The sequence below is a fragment of the Streptomyces marokkonensis genome (genome assembly GCF_039539045.1).
In the GTDB taxonomy this organism is placed as follows: Bacteria; Actinomycetota; Actinomycetes; order Streptomycetales; family Streptomycetaceae; genus Streptomyces; species Streptomyces marokkonensis.
This window is the reverse complement of sequence record NZ_BAABCQ010000164.1, coordinates 1-16,905: the sequence shown is the minus strand read 5'-3', so window position 1 is coordinate 16,905 and position 16,905 is coordinate 1. Positions and strand designations below refer to the sequence as shown.

Sequence of the window (16,905 nt, the reverse complement as noted above, 5' to 3'; positions counted from 1 at the left end):
TCTTTTCATTGGTAAGGCGCCGATGGCACCGCAACCTCAAAACGTGGGTCGCGGTGCCGTAAAGCTCAGTTCCGCCCAGACGGTCTTGCGCGGGAAGCGGCCCTCGGTTACTCCCCAGCGGTCCGCGAGCGTTTCCACGAGCAGCAGGCCACGGCCGGATTCGGCGTCGGGAGCGGGTGCTTGGGGGCGGGGGAGTTCCTGGCCTCGGGTGTCGGTGAACTCGATACGGAGGGTCTCGCCGACGACGTAAAGCGTGAGCCGGAAATCGCGGCCGGGGACGCGTCCGTGGTCCGCCGCGTTGTTGGCCAGTTCGGCGACGAGAAGGCGTGCCGGGTCCAGGGCAGTTCCCAGGAACGGAGCTGCTCCGTCGCGAGCAGTCGGGCGAGACGGGCGCCGCGTGGCGTGGGGGAGAGCTGCACGCTGAAGTTGCGGACGGGAGTCGTGAGTTCGGCGGATTTCTGGTTCACGTCACTCAGCGTGGCGTCGTGTGCGTACCGTGAGAAGTGACTCAGTGAGTACACACGGTCACTGTCCGGTGGTTGTCCAGCGGTGTCGGTGCTGTCGGGGTGGCGTGTGCGGGTAGGGCGCTGGGAGCAATACGGCGAGTACGACGAAGGGGCGCGGGATGACGGTCGAGGCGGAGGCGGGTCGGCTCAGGAGCGAGGCGGACGAGCCGGGGTGGGAGGTCGATCCGGACGACGAGTGGGGCGTCGCGGTCATCACGACGGTGGGACGGCAGTTGAAGCTGCGGCGCGAGGCCGTGGGCATGCGCGCCGGCGAGTTCGGGGCGGCGGTGGGGTACGGGGAGGACCTTGTCTACAAGGTGGAGGGCGGGAAGCGGATTCCCCGGCAGGAGTACCTGGACAGGGCCGACGAGGTGTTGGAGGCCGGTGGGCTCATCTCGGCGGCCTGGGAGGACGTGAAGAAGGTCCGGTACCCGAAGAAGGTCCGGGCGTTGGGGAAGCTGGAGGCGAATGCGGTCGAGATTGCCGTGTACCAGTGCAACAGCATCAATGGCTTGTTGCAGACACCAGAGCACGCGCGATGCGTGATCGGGGCGGCACAGCCGCCGTACTCCCCGGACGATGTGGAGCGCATGGTGGCTGCGCGGGTCGCGCGGCGCACGGTCTTCGAGCGGACACCCGCGCCCGCCCTCAGCTTTGTGTTGGAGGAGGGGGTTCTGCGTCGGCCCATCGGGGGCACAATGGTCTGGCGACAGCAGCTCGAACGTTTGCTGGAGGTGGGGAAGTTGCACAACGTTGTGCTTCAGGTGATGCCGACGCACTGTGACACCCACTCCGGAACCGACGGCACCATTGAGTTGCTCAAGTTCGTGGACGGGACGGCGGTCGGACGAGCCGATGGCGAGTTCAACGGGCGACCGACCTCGGACCCCAAACACTTGCGCATCCTGGAACTGCAGTATGGGACGATCCGGGCTCAGGCACTCTCGCCTCGGGAGTCTCTGGCCCTCATCGAGCAACTGCTGGGAGAAACATGATCCGCAAGACCACTGCCGGGGACGCCTCCGAGCTGGCGTGGTTCAAGAGCAGCTACAGCAGCGGCAACAACGGCGAGTCCTGTGTTGAGCTTGCCGTCACCCTGGGCACCATCCACGTCCGCGACTCCAAGAACACCGAAGGCCCCCGCCTGGCCCTCACCCCCGCCGCTTGGCAGGACTTCCTGCCGTACGTGTCGGAGAACTGACGCCTAAACGGGGGTACGGGTCCCGTCACGCGCGCTGGTCCTGGCGGCCGGAACATGCCGGAGCCGTCGGGCCGGTGGGGGACCCGGAGGCGGTCGGTGCCAGCGCCCGGCGGTGGCGTCGGAGCACCGCGGACTCGCCCAGCAGGAGTGCGTGCGGTCGATACGCGGGGCCGCCCAGGGAGCGCTCCAGCGCGGGGAGGTAGTTCCAGCGCACGGCGGGGTGCGCTGAGTGCGCGAAGTGGTAGAGGTCGCCGTACGGCAGCCAGGTGCCGCGAGCCAGCAGGGCGAGCAGCGCGTTGTGCGGGTACAGCCGCAGGCAGCGGCCGGCCTCGACGGCGACCGGCGGCCCGGTGACCGGCTCCGGATCGAACCAGCGGTGCTCGACGAGCAGGGACATCCAGGCAAGCTGCGGATACAGCAGCAACCGGGGCAGCACGAAGACGAACACCGCCGCTTCCCAGCCGAAGCCGGTGGCCGCGATGGCCGCCACCGTCACCGGACCGGCCGCCCGCAGCCGCCCGGCGCCGGGCTCCCGCCACAGCACGGACAGTCCGCGCACGGTGCCGTACAGACCGGCCGGAGTGAGCGGATGGACCATGCCGAGCACACACCGCGCAGTCGTGGCCCCCGCACGCAACCCCGCGCGATGCAGCTCGGCCAGATTGGGGTCGGCGCCGGCGACCGTGGCGTTCGGATGGTGCTCGCGTACGTGCCGTCGGCGGCGTACCGCCACGGGGACGAAACCGAGTGGGACGTGCACGGCCACCTCGGTGAGCAGCGCGTTCAGCCGGCCGCCGCGCGCCAGCACGCCGTGCACCGCGAAGTGGCTGACCTCCTGGAGGTGGCGGAACTTCACGGCCCCCGCGAGTGCGGCGACCGCGCAGCCCCAGGGGCCGCCGCCCACGGCCACGATCGACCAACCGGCGAGTTCCAGCCAGTGGCCCAGCAGCAGAAGTACCGGCGTGACGTCGTTCAACCGCGCACGCTGGAGACTCATCACCGACCGCAGCGAGCCGGCTGCGCGCCGTCCCCGTGCCGGACTGAACCACCACCGGTCCGCCTGCCGCAGCGCGATCCCCACCGTGATGATCAACAGGCCCGCCGAAAGTGCCACCACGCCGTCCCCTCCCCGTAGTCCCGAACCAGGCCGCAGGCGACCGGAACCGGGGCGGACGGAGCGGCGCCGCGCTCCCCGGCGTACGGAAGATCGGGAGACGGGCGGCCGTCAGACCTCGGTCGGGTGAATACCGGCCTCGTGCAACACCTTCATGTTTTCCCGGCTGAGTTCCGCGAACGCGCTGATTTCCGTCATGTGTGCGGCACCCGCGTACTCCACCGGACCGTCACCGAGCAGCACGGCCGGGTCGAGTTCCGCCTCGTACACGAGGGTCGCATTGCCCTCCAGAACGGGCTGCCACACGTCACCGACGGGCTGGAGGAAGCTGCGGGCGACGCCTCCGGGGTTGCGTACGGTCACCGGACGCTCCGGCTCGACACGGCCGAGGCGGGACAGAGTGGCGCGGGAGGCTGCGATGCCCGAACCGCACGACGGCGTCAGCCCGGCTCCCCGTTCGTAGGTGTGGACGAACACCTCGTCGTCCGACAGCGGGCGTACGAAGGAGAGGTTGGCACCGATGGGGAAAACCTCCGGTGAACCGGCTACGCGCCGCCCGGTCTCGATCAGTTCCGCCTCGTCGTAGGCGTCGACCACTGTGATCAGGTGGGAGTTCGGCACCGCGACCGCCGTCACGTTGCGCGACGGATGGAAGGCGGGCAGCAGCCGGTCCACGTACTCTCCGTGCGGTCCCGCTTCCGCCACGATCGGCGTGCCGGGCGCGAAATCGACGGCCGGCAGTTCTACGGAAACCTCCCGCACGCCATGGGACGTGCGGCCCCGGTCGCGCACGGTGAACGCGTACGGCCCCTGCTCCACGACGACCGAATCCGCCTGGTGCCGGTCCAGCAGTATCCGTCCGGCGCACCGCATGCCGTTTCCGCACAGCAGCGCCTCGGACCCGTCAGGGTTGTAGAACCAGGCGCGCGCCGTGCCGTCTCCGTGATCGGCCACGAAGTACGCGCCGTCACTGCCCAGCCCCCGCTTTCGGTCGCACAGCAGCCTGACGGCCCGGGTGAGCTCGTCCGCCGTGGCGAAGTGATCGAGGGGCGCGCCGTCGACGACGAAGATGTCGTTCCGGGAGCCGTGGGCCTTGAGTACTGGGCGTCCGCCATGTGCCGATCGTTCGCCCGGCGTAACTGGATGTAGATGCGCCGCAGCCACATATGGTTCGCCACCATGAGGAGCAGGAGAACGGTCTCCGCGCCGAGCAGGACATCCCGCAGCAGACTCTTCTCGGCGATCCACGCGGCGACCGGAATGGCGATACCGGCGATCCCCACGACCGCGTTCAACACCTGTGAGGACAAGGCGTCGGCCACGCGGGTACCGAGGTCCTGACGCGGCGCTGCTGTCGTCATGTGCCTGCCCCTCTCCGAGCCCGTTTGTCGCACATGCTGCTGGGTTCGCCCTCGCGTGAGCAAGTACGCGTGGTGATGAGGGATGACTCCCGGTCATGCGCTCTCGGCGGTGCGGCGCACGCGCCGTCAGCCCGCAGGTTCGACGACCTCCTGCGTCCCCACCACCGCGAGCAGCTCCAGCAGCCCCGCGCTGTCCGTCCCCACGGCCGGTGTGAACCAGAGCAGCCGCTGCCGCCCGTCCTCGCTGATCAGGTTGAGGCAGTTGACCTCGACGAGACCCAGCGTGGGGTGGAGGAGCCGTTTCCGGTCGCCACGCCGGAACGCCACGTCGTGGTCGGCCCACAGCGCGGCGAACTCGGGGGAGACACCGAGCAGCGTACGGATCATCGACCCGGCCTCCGGGTCCTTCGCGTCCCGTCTCGCGGCGGCGGCCCGCAGGTCGGCGACGAATGAGCGGGACTGGCCCTCGTGGTCGGCCTCGGGATACAGGTTCCGCGCGTCGGGTTCGGTGAACCAGCGGTGGACGAAGCTGGCCCGGGGCCCACGGAAGCCGGACTGGTCCCCGAGCAGCGCCACCGCCAGCGGATTCTGTACGAGGGTGACGTGCAGGTCGGTGATCACCTGGGCCGGGGTCGAGGTCATCCGGCCGAGCAGGTCGAGCATGCCGGGGTGGACGTGCGAGGCGGCCCCGCCCTGTACGGGCACCGGGCGGTCGGCGAGCCGGTAGAGGTAGTCCCGCTCGTCGGAGGTCAGCCGCAGCGCCCTCGCCAGTGCGGCGATCATCTGCTCGGACGGCTGGGATCCGGCGCCGCGCTCCAGCTCGTTGTAGTAGTCCACGGATGCCCCGGCGAGCTGGGCGACCTCCTCACGGCGCAGCCCCGGCACCCGGCGGCGCGGTCCGGCGGGGAGTCCGACATCGGCCGGGCGGATGCGCTCGCGCCGCGAACGCAGGAACGCTCCCAGCTCGGCGTACTTCACAGCGCTCATGGTGTTCATTCTGCGTCCGGCCGGGGCGGCGACCCAGGGGATGACATCCCCTGGTTGCGGGGGCCGGCCGCGCGCATCGTGGAGGCATGAGCACGCACACAGAGCAACAGACTCCAGCGCCGGAGGCCGGCACCCGGAGGGTCGCCGTCGTCACCGGCGGATCGCGCGGCATCGGCCGGGCGGTCTCGCACAAGCTCGCCGAGGATGGCCTGGCCGTCGTCGTCAACTACGCCCGCGACGCCTCGGCCGCCGACGAGACGGTGAAGGCGATCACCGGGGCCGGCGGGCGGGCGGTCGCCGTACAGGCGGACGTGGCGGAGGAGAAGGAGGTCGCCGCGCTGTTCGACTGGGCGGAGGAGGAGTTCGGCGGCGTCGACGTGGTCGTCAACTCGGCCGGGCGGATGGCTCTGTCGCCGATCGCCGACCTCGACCTGGCGGCGCTCGACGCCATGCACCGCACCAACATCCGCGGCACCTTCGTCGTCGCCCGGGAGTCGGCGCGGCGACTGCGTACGGGGGGTTCGTTCGTCGGGTTCTCGACGTCCGTCGTCGGCACGCAGTTCCCCACGTACGGAGCCTACGCGGCCAGCAAGGGCGCGGTGGAGGCCATGACGATGATCCTGGCGCGGGAGCTGCGCGGCCGGGACATCACCGTGAACACGGTCGCGCCCGGGCCGACGGCCACGGACCTGTTCCTCGACGGCAAGACGCCCGAGCAGATCGACCGGCTCGCGAAGACCCCGCCCCTGGAGCGGCTGGGCACCCCCGACGACATCGCGGCCGTGGTCGCCTTCCTCGGCAGCCCCGCCGGGCACTGGGTGAACGGCCAGATCCTGCGGGCCAACGGCGGCATGGTCTGACGACAGCCGCTCGGCACCCGAACCCACCTCACCACTCACCTCACCACTCACCTCAGGAGACAGTCATGCCCTTCGCCCACTTCAAGGTCCCCGCGGGCACCCTCACCGCCGAGGACAAGAGGAAGATCGTAGAGCGCACCACCGACCTGTACGCGGAGATCTACGGCGAGCGGGCCCGCCCGACCACCGTCGTCCTCGTCGACGAGGTCTTCGACGGCGGCTGGGGAGTCGGCGGGAACGTCCTCACCGCCGCCATGCTCAACGGCGACGCTTGACCGCTGTCCGGGACGCTCGGGTAACCTTCGTCCCGGACATCCGTTAACGGCCGGTGTACGAAAGATCGGTCTCACATAGTGGTCACGCTCTGCGCGGGGTACTGGCCAGGATGTTTACATGCGCGTAACACTTAAGTGTCCCGCGCGCGGCAACGGCGCCGAGCGCCCATCACCGGACCGACCCGGACGACGGCCTGTACGGCCAGGGCCCCGTACCTCCGAGGACCCCCCCCCCCCCCCCCCCCCCCCCCCCCGTACCCCCGTCTCTCCGTCCCGGTCTCCGGTGCCCGCCGTGCCAGAAAGGCCCCACGTGACGACGCGAAGCGAGACCAGGACCGCGCTCGACCACCTGCTCACCGAGATCGAACACCGCAACCCGGCCCAGCCCGAGTTCCACCAGGCCGCCCACGAGGTGCTGGAGACGCTCGCGCCGGTGCTCGCGGCCCGCCCCGAGTACGCCGAGCCGGGCCTCGTCGAGCGGCTGGTCGAGCCCGAGCGGCAGGTCATCTTCCGGGTGCCGTGGCAGGACGACCAGGGCCGGGTCCACGTCAACCGCGGCTTCCGCGTCGAGTTCAACAGCGCGCTGGGCCCCTACAAAGGCGGCCTGCGCTTCCACTCCTCGGTCAACCTGGGCGTCATCAAGTTCCTGGGCTTCGAGCAGATCTTCAAGAACGCGCTGACCGGCCTCGGTATCGGCGGCGGCAAGGGCGGCAGCGACTTCGACCCGCACGGGCGGAGCGACGCGGAGGTCATGCGGTTCTGCCAGTCGTTCATGACGGAGCTGTACCGGCACATCGGCGAGCACACCGACGTCCCCGCGGGCGACATCGGCGTCGGCGGCCGGGAGATCGGCTACCTGTTCGGCCAGTACCGCCGGATCACCAACCGCTGGGAGGCCGGTGTCCTCACCGGCAAGGGCGCGGGCTGGGGCGGCTCGCTGATCCGCCCGGAGGCCACCGGGTACGGCAACGTGCTCTTCGCGGCGGCCATGATGCGCGAGCGCGGTGAGGACCTGGAGGGCCAGACCGCGGTCGTGTCCGGCTCCGGAAACGTGGCGATCTACACCATCGAGAAGCTCGCCGCCCTCGGCGCGAACGCCGTGACCTGCTCGGACTCCTCCGGCTACGTCGTCGACGAGAAGGGCATCGACCTCGACCTGCTGAAGCAGATCAAGGAGGTCGAGCGCGGCCGGGTCGACACGTACGCCGAGCGCCGCGGCGCCTCGGCCCGCTTCGTGCCCGGCGGCAGCGTCTGGGACGTCCCGGCCGACCTCGCGCTCCCGTCCGCCACGCAGAACGAGCTGGACGAGAACGCCGCCGCCACCCTCATCCGCAACGGCGTGAAGGCCGTCTCGGAGGGCGCGAACATGCCGACGACGCCCGAGGCGGTCCACCTGCTCCAGGGCGCCGGCGTCGCCTTCGGCCCCGGCAAGGCGGCCAACGCGGGCGGCGTCGCGGTCAGCGCGCTGGAGATGGCGCAGAACCACGCCCGTACGTCGTGGACGGCGGTGCGCGTCGAGGAGGAGCTGACGCACATCATGAACGACATCCACACCACCTGCCACGAGACCGCCGAGCGCTACGACGCCCCCGGCGACTACGTGACCGGCGCCAACATCGCGGGCTTCGAGCGCGTCGCCGACGCGATGCTGGCCCAGGGCGTCATCTGACGGACGGATCCGGTGGGAGGGCCCTGTCGGGGCCTGCCCACCGGTACCTCGCCAGCGGCCGAGCGCGACGACCGGGGCACCGGCTGACCCCCCGGGAGAACTCCCCGCGAACACGGCACGGAGCGCGGGCGACGGCTTGCACAAACCCCTACCGCCGGTGTGAACACTGTTCTTGTCTGTTCGAACGGTGCGCGCAGCGGACAGTGAGACATCGGTGCCCGAGCGGGCGGAGGAACGGTCGAAGCAGCCGCTTCCGCCGCTCGCCACAGCGGTGCCGACCGGCCCGCCGTCATCCCCCGGGCCCCGCGCCCGCCCCCGCGGGCAGGCCGTGCAGGGCGGGAAGCGCGCGGGCAGCCGCCTGTACGTCATCGACGGCATCCGCCTGCTCGCCGCGCTGATGGTGGTCGCACACCACTACGCCGGCACCTGGCGCGCGGACCGCCCCGGCAACCTGATCTGGGGCCGTCCGGTGTCCGAGGTCATGCCCACGGTGTTCCGCGTCGCCTCCTACGGCTGGATCGGCGTCGAGCGGCGTCGAGATCTTCTTCGTGATCAGCGGCTTCGTGATCTGCATGTCGTGCTGGGGCCGCACACCGCGCCAGTTCTTTCGCTCCCGTCGCGGACCTCCACCTGCTGGAGCTGGTCGCCAACCCGGACGGCGCCTGGTACTTCATCGCAGGCTCGCCCCTCCACCTCATGCGCCGCTTCGGCCAGGACCTGCTCCTGTGGGGCATCCTCGCCATGGCGTGGCTGATGGGCCAGCTGGAACTGGGCAACCGGATCGACGAGGTCGAACGCGTCTCGGGCCGGCGCGGCAGCGTGGCGATCTTCACGGTCTTCCTGCTCTCGAGCCTGCCGAGTCAGGGAGCGGGTGGGCCGGACAGCTTCGCCAGGCGGCCCAGCAGCCTGGCGTGGACCGTCGTCGCCGCCGCGACCACGGTCGCGATGGCCGACAGGGCGAGGATCCCGAGCAGCGCCGGCCACTGGCGCAGTTCGCTGTCGCAGAGGGAGCCGTCCCGCCGGGCCGGGTCGATCAGCGGCCCCTCGCAGCGCGGGACACCGTCGTAGGACTCGGGGCCGTACGAGGAGAGCATCAGGAACGCGAAGTACATCCACAGCGCGAGCGCCAGCAGGATCCACACGACCGACCACTTGTCCACGCGGCCGGCGTCCCGGAGCGCCCTCGACGCCTCACTCTCGGCAGCCTCCCTGGCCGTCATGCGATCCCCCCCGAGTGTCCGTCCGAATACCGTCGATGACCCTAACGTGGTGATCGCAAGCGTCCGACGACGCGGTCCGCGACCGACGGAACGAACGGGGCGAAGTCCGGTACGGCGGCGCAGCGGATCGGCCGGACTCACCCCGCCCGCATGGGACGCGTACAACCGTCCGGCCCGTGTCCACGGGCGGTCCCGTGTCCGGTTCTTCGGGGCCCGTGGCCGCGCCCCGGGCCCGGGGTGATCGACTTCGAGCGAGCCTCTGTTTGACCCGCGTCACCTTCGGGGTATTCTCTCCGTCCCGATTGGCCAGGCCCCATCCCCGTGTGGCAGACTAGCGGAGTTGCTCGGTCGAGTGCCGATGCTGCGCGCCTCCCGCCGGGGGGACCGGAAGCGAGTCCCACAGTACTCGTCGCCTCTGATCAGGGGCGGACGTACGGGAATCTTCCGGGAAGCGTCAGCGGGGTGCAGACCAGGCGCCCGGTGGGCCTCTCGCCCCCGCCCCGCGGTTCCGGAAGGGCTCGCACTCCCACTGCAGGGAAGTCCCGAAAAGGGACATTCGTGTCAGCGAGAGAGCGACACGCCCGACCGCGTGGGTCGGAGGGGGAGCGGACAGAAAAGGGACCACCGGGTCCAGAGCGTTACGAGAGACAGGACTACGAAGTAGCCATGGCGGGACAGAAGATCCGCATCCGGCTCAAGGCCTACGACCACGAGGTCATCGACTCTTCGGCGAAGAAGATCGTCGAGACGGTGACTCGCACTGGTGCGTCGGTCGCGGGCCCGGTGCCGCTGCCCACTGAGAAGAACGTGTACTGCGTCATCAAGTCGCCGCACAAGTACAAGGACTCGCGCGAGCACTTCGAGATGCGCACGCACAAGCGCCTGATCGACATCCTCGACCCGACTCCGAAGACCGTTGACTCTCTGATGCGACTCGACCTCCCGGCCGGTGTCGACATCGAGATCAAGCTCTGAGGGCCGGTGATCTGAAGATGAACAAGCAGATCAAGGGCATCCTGGGCGAGAAGCTCGGCATGACGCAGGTGTGGGACGAGAACAACCGTGTTGTTCCGGTCACCGTCGTCAAGGCCGGCCCGAACGTCGTCACCCAGGTCCGTACGAACGACGTCGACGGCTACGAGTCCGTCCAGATCGCGTTCGGCGAGATCGACCCGCGCAAGGTGAACAAGCCCCTCAAGGGCCACTTCTCCAAGGCCGACGTCACCCCCCGCCGCCACCTCGTCGAGATCCGCACGGGCGACGCCGCCGAGTACACGCTCGGTCAGGAAGTCACCGCCGAGGTCTTCGAGTCCGGCGTGAAGGTCGACGTCACCGGCAAGAGCAAGGGCAAGGGCTTCGCCGGTGTCATGAAGCGTCACAACTTCAAGGGCCTCGGCGCCGGTCACGGCACCCAGCGCAAGCACCGCTCGCCCGGTTCCATCGGTGGCTGCGCCACCCCGGGCCGCGTGTTCAAGGGCCTCCGCATGGCCGGCCGCATGGGCAACGAGCGGGTCACCACCCAGAACCTGACCGTCCACGCCGTTGACGCGGAGAAGGGTCTGCTGCTCATCAAGGGCGCGGTTCCCGGTCCGAACGGCGGCCTCGTCCTGGTCCGCACCGCGGCCAAGGGGGCCTGAGGTACCGATGAGCACTGTTGACATCCTTTCGCCTGCCGGCGAGAAGACCGGAAGCGTCGAGCTCCCCGCGGAGATCTTCGGCGTGGAGAAGATCAGCATCCCGCTGATCCACCAGGTCGTCGTCGCGCAGAACGCCGCTGCCCGCCAGGGCACGCACAAGACCAAGCGTCGCGGTGAAGTCCGTGGTGGCGGCAAGAAGCCGTACCGCCAGAAGGGCACCGGCCGCGCCCGCCAGGGCTCGACCCGCGCGCCGCAGTTCGCCGGCGGTGGCGTCGTCCACGGCCCGCAGCCGCGCGACTACTCGCAGCGGACCCCGAAGAAGATGAAGGCCGCGGCCCTGCGCCACGCCCTCACCGACCGGGCCCGCCACGACCGCATCCACGTCGTCACCGGCGTCATCGAGGGCGACAACCCGTCCACGAAGGCCGCCCGGTCGCTGTTCGGCAAGATCTCGGAGCGCAAGAACCTGCTCCTGGTCGCCGACCGTGCCGACGAGGCCGCGTGGCTGTCCGCCCGCAACCTGCCCCAGATCCACATCCTGGAGCCGGGCCAGCTGAACACGTACGACGTTCTCGTCTCGGACGACGTGGTCTTCACCCAGGCCGCCTTCGAGTCCTTCGTGTCCGGCACGCCCAGTGCCGAGCGGAACGCTGACACCGAAGGGAGCGAAGCCTGATGGCTACGCGTCACCCGAGCATCGCCTCCAAGGCGGCCAAGGCCGCCAAGGCCGCGCGCGTCGCCAAGGCGCGTCGCCACGAGGCCGAGGGCAAGAACACCGTCGTCACGCCGGTCAGCAAGTCGTTCACGGACCCCCGTGACGTGCTCGTGAAGCCGGTCGTCTCCGAGAAGAGCTACGCGCTCCTCGACGACAACAAGTACACGTTCGTCGTCGCCCCGGGTTCCAACAAGACCCAGATCAAGGAAGCCGTCCAGGCGGTCTTCTCGGTCAAGGTCACCGGGGTCAACACGATCAACCGCCAGGGCAAGCGCAAGCGGACCCGCACCGGCTTCGGCAAGCGTGCCGACAGCAAGCGCGCGATCGTGACCCTTGCCGAGGGCGACCGTATCGACATCTTCGGCGGTCCGACCTCCTGACGGAGGTCCGGATCGTCCGGAATCGGACGAGGACTGAGAAATGGGAATCCGCAAGTACAAGCCGACTACGCCGGGCCGTCGTGGCTCGAGCGTCGCCGACTTCGTCGAGGTCACGCGGTCCACGCCGGAGAAGTCGCTGGTCCGCCCGCTGCACAGCAAGGGCGGCCGTAACAACGCCGGTCGTGTGACCGTTCGCCACCAGGGTGGCGGACACAAGCGCGCCTTCCGCGTGATCGACTTCCGTCGGCACGACAAGGACGGCGTGCCGGCGAAGGTCGCGCACATCGAGTACGACCCCAACCGCACCGCGCGCATCGCGCTGCTGCACTACGCCGACGGCGAGAAGCGCTACATCCTCGCCCCGCGCAACCTGCAGCAGGGTGACCGCGTCGAGAACGGTCCCGGGGCCGACATCAAGCCGGGCAACAACCTGGCCCTCCGCAACATCCCGGTCGGTACCACGATCCACGCGATCGAGCTCCGTCCCGGTGGCGGTGCCAAGTTCGCCCGCTCCGCCGGTGCCTCCGTGCAGCTGCTCGCGAAGGAGGGCTCGATGGCCCACCTGCGCATGCCGTCCGGAGAGATCCGCCTGGTCGACCAGCGCTGCCGCGCCACGGTCGGCGAGGTCGGCAACGCCGAGCAGAGCAACATCAACTGGGGCAAGGCGGGCCGTAAGCGCTGGCTGGGCGTTCGCCCGACCGTGCGTGGTGTGGTCATGAACCCGGTGGACCACCCGCACGGTGGTGGCGAAGGCCGTACCTCGGGTGGTCGCCACCCGGTGTCCCCCTGGGGCAAGAAGGAAGGCCGTACTCGTTCGCCCAAGAAGGCGTCGAGCAAGTACATCGTCCGCCGCCGCAAGACGAACAAGAAGCGCTAAGGACGGGTTGAGATGCCTCGTAGCTTGAAGAAGGGACCCTTCGTCGACGACCACCTGATCAAGAAGGTGGACGCGCAGAACGAAGCCGGTTCCAAGAACGTCATCAAGACCTGGTCCCGTCGCTCGATGATCGTCCCGGCGATGCTCGGTCACACGGTCGCGGTGCACAACGGCAAGACCCACATCCCGGTGTTTGTCACCGAGTCCATGGTCGGCCACAAGCTCGGCGAGTTCTCGCCGACGCGCACCTTCCGGGGTCACGTCAAGGACGACCGGAAGTCGAAGCGCCGCTAGTCAGCGGGGTGTGAAAGATCATGACAAACACTGAAGGGACAACCATGGAAGCCAGGGCCCAGGCGCGGTACATCCGCGTCACGCCCATGAAGGCCCGCCGCGTGGTGGACCTCATCCGTGGCATGGATGCCACGGAGGCTCAGGCGGTCCTGCGTTTCGCCCCGCAGGCCGCGAGCGTGCCGGTCGGCAAGGTGCTGGACAGCGCCATTGCCAACGCCGCGCACAACTACGACCACACCGACGCCGACAGCCTCGTCATTTCCGAGGCCTACGTCGACGAGGGCCCGACCCTGAAGCGGTTCCGTCCGCGCGCCCAGGGCCGCGCCTACCGGATCCGCAAGCGGACCAGCCACATCACCGTGGTCGTCAGCAGCAAGGAAGGAACCCGGTAATGGGCCAGAAGGTAAACCCGCACGGGTTCCGGCTCGGTGTCACGACCGACTTCAAGTCGCGTTGGTACGCCGACAAGCTGTACAAGGACTACGTCAAGGAAGACGTCGCCATCCGTCGGATGATGACGTCCGGCATGGAGCGCGCCGGCATCTCGAAGGTGGAGATCGAGCGCACCCGTGACCGCGTGCGTGTGGACATCCACACCGCTCGTCCCGGCATCGTCATCGGCCGTCGCGGCGCCGAGGCCGACCGTATCCGCGGTGACCTGGAGAAGCTGACCGGCAAGCAGGTCCAGCTGAACATCCTCGAGGTCAAGAGCCCGGAGACGGACGCTCAGCTGGTGGCCCAGGCCGTCGCCGAGCAGCTCTCCTCCCGCGTCTCCTTCCGTCGTGCCATGCGCAAGAGCATGCAGGGCACGATGAAGGCCGGCGCCAAGGGCATCAAGATCCAGTGCGGTGGCCGCCTCGGTGGCGCCGAGATGTCCCGCTCGGAGTTCTACCGCGAGGGCCGTGTGCCCCTGCACACGCTCCGCGCGAACGTGGACTACGGCTTCTTCGAGGCCAAGACGACCTTCGGCCGCATCGGCGTGAAGGTCTGGATCTACAAGGGCGATGTCAAGAACATCGCCGAGGTCCGCGCCGAGAACGCCGCTGCCCGCGCCGGCAACCGCCCGGCCCGTGGTGGCAACGACCGCCCGGCCCGTGGTGGTGGCCGTGGTGGCGAGCGTGGCGGTCGCGGTCGTAAGCCGCAGCAGCAGTCCGCGCCGGCTGCCGAGGCCCCCAAGGCCGAGGCTCCCGCCGCCGCTGCCGCTCCGGCTGAGAGCACCGGAACGGAGGCCTGACCGAAATGCTGATCCCCCGTAGGGTCAAGCACCGCAAGCAGCACCACCCGAAGCGCCGTGGTCAGGCCAAGGGCGGTACGACGGTTGCGTTCGGCGAGTACGGCATCCAGGCCCTCACGCCCGCGTACGTGACCAACCGCCAGATCGAGGCGGCCCGTATCGCGATGACCCGCCACATCAAGCGTGGCGGCAAGGTCTGGATCAACATCTACCCGGACCGCCCGCTCACGAAGAAGCCGGCCGAGACCCGCATGGGTTCCGGTAAGGGTTCCCCCGAGTGGTGGATCGCGAACGTGCACCCGGGTCGGGTCATGTTCGAGCTGTCCTACCCCAACGAGAAGATCGCCCGTGAGGCGCTGACTCGTGCGGCCCACAAGCTGCCGATGAAGTGCCGGATCGTCAAGCGCGAGGCAGGTGAAGCGTGATGTCGGCCGGTACCAAGGCGTCCGAGCTGCGCGAACTGGGTGACGAGGAGCTTCTGGCGAAGCTCCGCGAAGCCAAGGAAGAGCTGTTCAACCTCCGCTTCCAGGCGGCGACGGGTCAGCTCGAGAACCACGGTCGGCTCAAGGCCGTCCGCAAGGACATCGCGCGGATCTACACCCTGATGCGTGAGCGCGAGCTGGGCATCGAGACGGTGGAGAGCGCCTGATGAGCGAGAGCAACGTGACTGAAGAGACGAAGGCCGGCCGCGGCTTCCGCAAGACCCGTCAGGGTCTGGTCGTCAGCGACAAGATGGACAAGACCGTCGTCGTCGCCGTCGAGGACCGCGTGACCCACGCCCTGTACGGCAAGGTCATCCGCCGTACGGAGAAGCTCAAGGCCCACGACGAGCAGAACACCGCCGGTGTCGGCGACCGTGTCCTCCTCATGGAGACCCGGCCGCTGTCCGCGACGAAGCGCTGGCGCGTCGTCGAGGTCCTCGAGAAGGCCAAGTAGGCAGCTCCCGCGAGGGAACTCCCAAAGTACGTTCCTGCGGGGCATTCCTCGCAGGGCAGTTCCGCCAGGCTCCGGGAGCCGCTCGCCCAGTTGGTGAGCGGCCCCCGGGGAACCGGCAGACAATCAGGAGATAGACGTGATCCAGCAGGAGTCGCGGCTGCGTGTCGCCGACAACACGGGTGCGAAGGAAATTCTCACCATCCGTGTGCTCGGTGGTTCGGGCCGCCGCTACGCGGGCATCGGTGACGTGATCGTCGCCACCGTCAAGGACGCGATCCCCGGTGGCAACGTGAAGAAGGGTGACGTCGTCAAGGCGGTCATCGTTCGCACCGTCAAGGAGCGTCGCCGTCCGGATGGCTCGTACATCCGCTTCGACGAGAACGCCGCCGTCATTCTGAAGAACGACGGCGACCCCCGCGGCACCCGTATCTTCGGCCCGGTGGGCCGTGAGCTGCGCGAGAAGAAGTTCATGAAGATCATCTCCCTCGCGCCGGAGGTGCTGTGAGCATGAAGATCAAGAAGGGCGACCTGGTTCAGGTCATCACCGGTAAGGACAAGGGCAAGCAGGGCAAGGTCATCGCGGCCTTCCCCCGTGAGGACCGTGTTCTGGTCGAGGGTGTCAACCGGGTCAAGAAGCACACCAAGGCCGGGCCGACCGCTCGCGGTTCGCAGGCCGGCGGCATCGTGACCACCGAGGCCCCGATCCACGTCTCCAACGTCCAGCTGGTCGTGGAGAAGGACGGCAACAAGGTCGTCACGCGCGTCGGTTACCGCTTCGACGACGAGGGCAACAAGGTTCGCGTTGCCAAGCGGACGGGTGAGGACATCTGATGGCTACCACCACCACTCCGCGTCTCAAGACGAAGTACCGCGAGGAGATCGCGGGCAAGCTGCGTGAGGAGTTCTCCTACGAGAACGTCATGCAGATCCCCGGCCTCGTCAAGATCGTGGTCAACATGGGTGTGGGCGACGCCGCCCGCGACTCCAAGCTGATCGACGGCGCGATTCGCGACCTCACCACGATCACCGGTCAGAAGCCGGCCGTCACCAAGGCCCGTAAGTCCATCGCGCAGTTCAAGCTGCGTGAGGGCCAGCCGATCGGTGCCCACGTCACGCTCCGTGGCGACCGCATGTGGGAGTTCCTGGACCGCACCCTGTCGCTCGCGCTTCCGCGCATCCGCGACTTCCGTGGTCTGTCCCCCAAGCAGTTCGACGGCCGTGGCAACTACACCTTCGGTCTCACGGAGCAGGTCATGTTCCACGAGATCGACCAGGACAAGATCGACCGTACCCGGGGTATGGACATCACCGTGGTCACCACGGCGACCAACGACGCTGAGGGCCGCGCGCTCCTTCGTCACCTCGGCTTCCCGTTCAAGGAGGCGTGAACGAGATGGCGAAGAAGGCTCTGATTGCCAAGGCTGCTCGCAAGCCCAAGTTCGGTGTGCGTGGCTACACGCGCTGCCAGCGCTGCGGCCGTCCGCACTCCGTGTACCGCAAGTTCGGCCTGTGCCGCGTGTGCCTTCGTGAGATGGCTCACCGTGGCGAGCTGCCGGGCGTGACCAAGAGCTCTTGGTAATCCGGTAATTCCGGGTTATTCAGACTCTCGGTAAGCAACCGGGTCGGCAGAGGCCCGGCT

General features: G+C 68.8%; 24 protein-coding genes and 2 pseudogenes. 21 read left to right on the top strand and 5 right to left on the bottom strand.

Annotated features, from left to right (window positions below):
* Positions 1 to 36: 36 nt before the first annotated feature.
* A pseudogene (locus ABEA26_RS29470) lies at positions 37 to 467 on the bottom strand (ATP-binding protein).
* Between the two features lie 158 nt (positions 468 to 625).
* On the opposite strand from ABEA26_RS29470, the gene ABEA26_RS29465 reads away from it, so the two are divergent.
* Complete coding sequence (locus ABEA26_RS29465) at positions 626 to 1,501, top strand: helix-turn-helix domain-containing protein (protein ID WP_345596397.1); 876 nt, start codon at positions 626 to 628, stop codon at positions 1,499 to 1,501.
* Positions 1,498 to 1,707 (top strand): DUF397 domain-containing protein, encoded by a 210-nt coding sequence (locus tag ABEA26_RS29460; protein WP_345596396.1) that lies wholly within the window; start codon positions 1,498 to 1,500, stop codon positions 1,705 to 1,707. The genes ABEA26_RS29465 and ABEA26_RS29460 overlap by 4 nt, the downstream gene beginning before the upstream one ends.
* Positions 1,708 to 1,732: 25 nt before the next feature.
* Here the strand turns inward: ABEA26_RS29460 and ABEA26_RS29455 are convergent, their stop codons facing one another.
* The 3 genes from ABEA26_RS29455 to ABEA26_RS29445 form a co-directional block, all read right to left on the bottom strand.
* Positions 1,733 to 2,824 (bottom strand): fatty acid desaturase, encoded by a 1,092-nt coding sequence (locus ABEA26_RS29455; RefSeq protein ID WP_345596395.1) that lies wholly within the window; start codon positions 2,822 to 2,824, stop codon positions 1,733 to 1,735.
* 108 nt (positions 2,825 to 2,932) lie between these two features.
* Complete coding sequence (gene dapF / locus ABEA26_RS29450) at positions 2,933 to 4,069, bottom strand: diaminopimelate epimerase (protein ID WP_345596394.1); 1,137 nt, start codon at positions 4,067 to 4,069, stop codon at positions 2,933 to 2,935.
* A 239-nt stretch (positions 4,070 to 4,308) separates the two neighbouring features.
* Positions 4,309 to 5,178, bottom strand: coding sequence for a helix-turn-helix transcriptional regulator (locus ABEA26_RS29445; protein WP_345596393.1), 870 nt, complete (start codon positions 5,176 to 5,178; stop codon positions 4,309 to 4,311).
* Positions 5,179 to 5,255: 77 nt separating this feature from the next.
* Here ABEA26_RS29445 and ABEA26_RS29440 point away from each other — a divergent pair, with 77 nt between their 5' ends.
* From ABEA26_RS29440 to ABEA26_RS29425, 4 genes and pseudogenes are all read left to right on the top strand, one after another.
* Positions 5,256 to 6,029 (top strand): SDR family oxidoreductase, encoded by a 774-nt coding sequence (locus tag ABEA26_RS29440; RefSeq protein WP_345596392.1) that lies wholly within the window; start codon positions 5,256 to 5,258, stop codon positions 6,027 to 6,029.
* Positions 6,030 to 6,094: 65 nt separating this feature from the next.
* Positions 6,095 to 6,304, top strand: a complete 210-nt coding sequence (locus ABEA26_RS29435; protein ID WP_345596391.1) for a 4-oxalocrotonate tautomerase family protein — start codon at positions 6,095 to 6,097, stop codon at positions 6,302 to 6,304.
* A gap of 310 nt (positions 6,305 to 6,614) precedes the next feature.
* Entirely contained in the window at positions 6,615 to 7,973 is a 1,359-nt protein-coding gene (gdhA, locus tag ABEA26_RS29430; protein ID WP_345596390.1) for an NADP-specific glutamate dehydrogenase, read from the top strand.
* Positions 7,974 to 8,160: 187 nt separating this feature from the next.
* Positions 8,161 to 8,822: pseudogene (locus tag ABEA26_RS29425) on the top strand (acyltransferase family protein); the annotation flags it as partial.
* Between the two features lie 11 nt (positions 8,823 to 8,833).
* On the opposite strand, the gene ABEA26_RS29420 reads toward ABEA26_RS29425, so the two are convergent.
* On the bottom strand, positions 8,834 to 9,193 hold the full coding sequence (locus ABEA26_RS29420) for a DUF485 domain-containing protein (protein WP_345596398.1): 360 nt from the start codon (positions 9,191 to 9,193) through the stop codon (positions 8,834 to 8,836).
* Between the two features lie 666 nt (positions 9,194 to 9,859).
* On the opposite strand from ABEA26_RS29420, the gene rpsJ reads away from it, so the two are divergent.
* From rpsJ to ABEA26_RS29345, 15 genes are all read left to right on the top strand, one after another.
* A complete protein-coding gene (gene rpsJ / locus ABEA26_RS29415; RefSeq protein WP_003948644.1) occupies positions 9,860 to 10,168 on the top strand; it encodes a 30S ribosomal protein S10 in 309 nt (102 codons plus the stop codon).
* A 17-nt stretch (positions 10,169 to 10,185) separates the two neighbouring features.
* The gene (gene rplC, locus ABEA26_RS29410) at positions 10,186 to 10,830 is read left to right on the top strand and encodes a 50S ribosomal protein L3 (RefSeq protein WP_217167006.1); all 645 of its coding nucleotides are present in this window, start codon (positions 10,186 to 10,188) and stop codon (positions 10,828 to 10,830) included.
* A gap of 7 nt (positions 10,831 to 10,837) precedes the next feature.
* On the top strand, positions 10,838 to 11,506 hold the full coding sequence (gene rplD, locus ABEA26_RS29405) for a 50S ribosomal protein L4 (RefSeq protein ID WP_345596389.1): 669 nt from the start codon (positions 10,838 to 10,840) through the stop codon (positions 11,504 to 11,506).
* Positions 11,506 to 11,925, top strand: a complete 420-nt coding sequence (gene rplW / locus ABEA26_RS29400; RefSeq protein ID WP_345596388.1) for a 50S ribosomal protein L23 — start codon at positions 11,506 to 11,508, stop codon at positions 11,923 to 11,925. Before rplD ends, rplW begins: the two co-directional genes overlap by 1 nt.
* Positions 11,926 to 11,965: 40 nt before the next feature.
* Complete coding sequence (rplB, locus tag ABEA26_RS29395) at positions 11,966 to 12,802, top strand: 50S ribosomal protein L2 (RefSeq protein ID WP_345596387.1); 837 nt, start codon at positions 11,966 to 11,968, stop codon at positions 12,800 to 12,802.
* A 12-nt stretch (positions 12,803 to 12,814) separates the two neighbouring features.
* A complete protein-coding gene (rpsS, locus tag ABEA26_RS29390) occupies positions 12,815 to 13,096 on the top strand; it encodes a 30S ribosomal protein S19 (protein ID WP_345596386.1) in 282 nt (93 codons plus the stop codon).
* Positions 13,097 to 13,140: 44 nt separating this feature from the next.
* Complete coding sequence (gene rplV / locus ABEA26_RS29385; RefSeq protein ID WP_030619142.1) at positions 13,141 to 13,488, top strand: 50S ribosomal protein L22; 348 nt, start codon at positions 13,141 to 13,143, stop codon at positions 13,486 to 13,488.
* A complete protein-coding gene (gene rpsC, locus ABEA26_RS29380; protein WP_345596385.1) occupies positions 13,488 to 14,330 on the top strand; it encodes a 30S ribosomal protein S3 in 843 nt (280 codons plus the stop codon). Before rplV ends, rpsC begins: the two co-directional genes overlap by 1 nt.
* Positions 14,331 to 14,335: 5 nt before the next feature.
* Positions 14,336 to 14,755, top strand: a complete 420-nt coding sequence (gene rplP, locus ABEA26_RS29375; RefSeq protein ID WP_004927269.1) for a 50S ribosomal protein L16 — start codon at positions 14,336 to 14,338, stop codon at positions 14,753 to 14,755.
* Positions 14,755 to 14,979: a 50S ribosomal protein L29 gene (rpmC, locus tag ABEA26_RS29370; RefSeq protein WP_003998824.1), complete on the top strand. Its 225-nt coding sequence runs from the start codon at positions 14,755 to 14,757 to the stop codon at positions 14,977 to 14,979. Before rplP ends, rpmC begins: the two co-directional genes overlap by 1 nt.
* On the top strand, positions 14,979 to 15,266 hold the full coding sequence (gene rpsQ, locus ABEA26_RS29365; RefSeq protein WP_345596384.1) for a 30S ribosomal protein S17: 288 nt from the start codon (positions 14,979 to 14,981) through the stop codon (positions 15,264 to 15,266). The genes rpmC and rpsQ overlap by 1 nt, the downstream gene beginning before the upstream one ends.
* A 136-nt stretch (positions 15,267 to 15,402) precedes the next feature.
* On the top strand, positions 15,403 to 15,771 hold the full coding sequence (rplN, locus tag ABEA26_RS29360; RefSeq protein WP_003974257.1) for a 50S ribosomal protein L14: 369 nt from the start codon (positions 15,403 to 15,405) through the stop codon (positions 15,769 to 15,771).
* A gap of 2 nt (positions 15,772 to 15,773) precedes the next feature.
* Positions 15,774 to 16,097 carry a 50S ribosomal protein L24 gene (gene rplX, locus ABEA26_RS29355; protein ID WP_003974256.1) on the top strand — a complete coding sequence of 108 codons (324 nt, stop codon included), beginning with the start codon at positions 15,774 to 15,776 and terminating at the stop codon, positions 16,095 to 16,097.
* Entirely contained in the window at positions 16,097 to 16,654 is a 558-nt protein-coding gene (gene rplE / locus ABEA26_RS29350; protein ID WP_030619154.1) for a 50S ribosomal protein L5, read from the top strand. The genes rplX and rplE overlap by 1 nt, the downstream gene beginning before the upstream one ends.
* A 5-nt stretch (positions 16,655 to 16,659) precedes the next feature.
* Positions 16,660 to 16,845, top strand: a complete 186-nt coding sequence (locus ABEA26_RS29345) for a type Z 30S ribosomal protein S14 (protein ID WP_003948630.1) — start codon at positions 16,660 to 16,662, stop codon at positions 16,843 to 16,845.
* Positions 16,846 to 16,905: the final 60 nt, after the last annotated feature.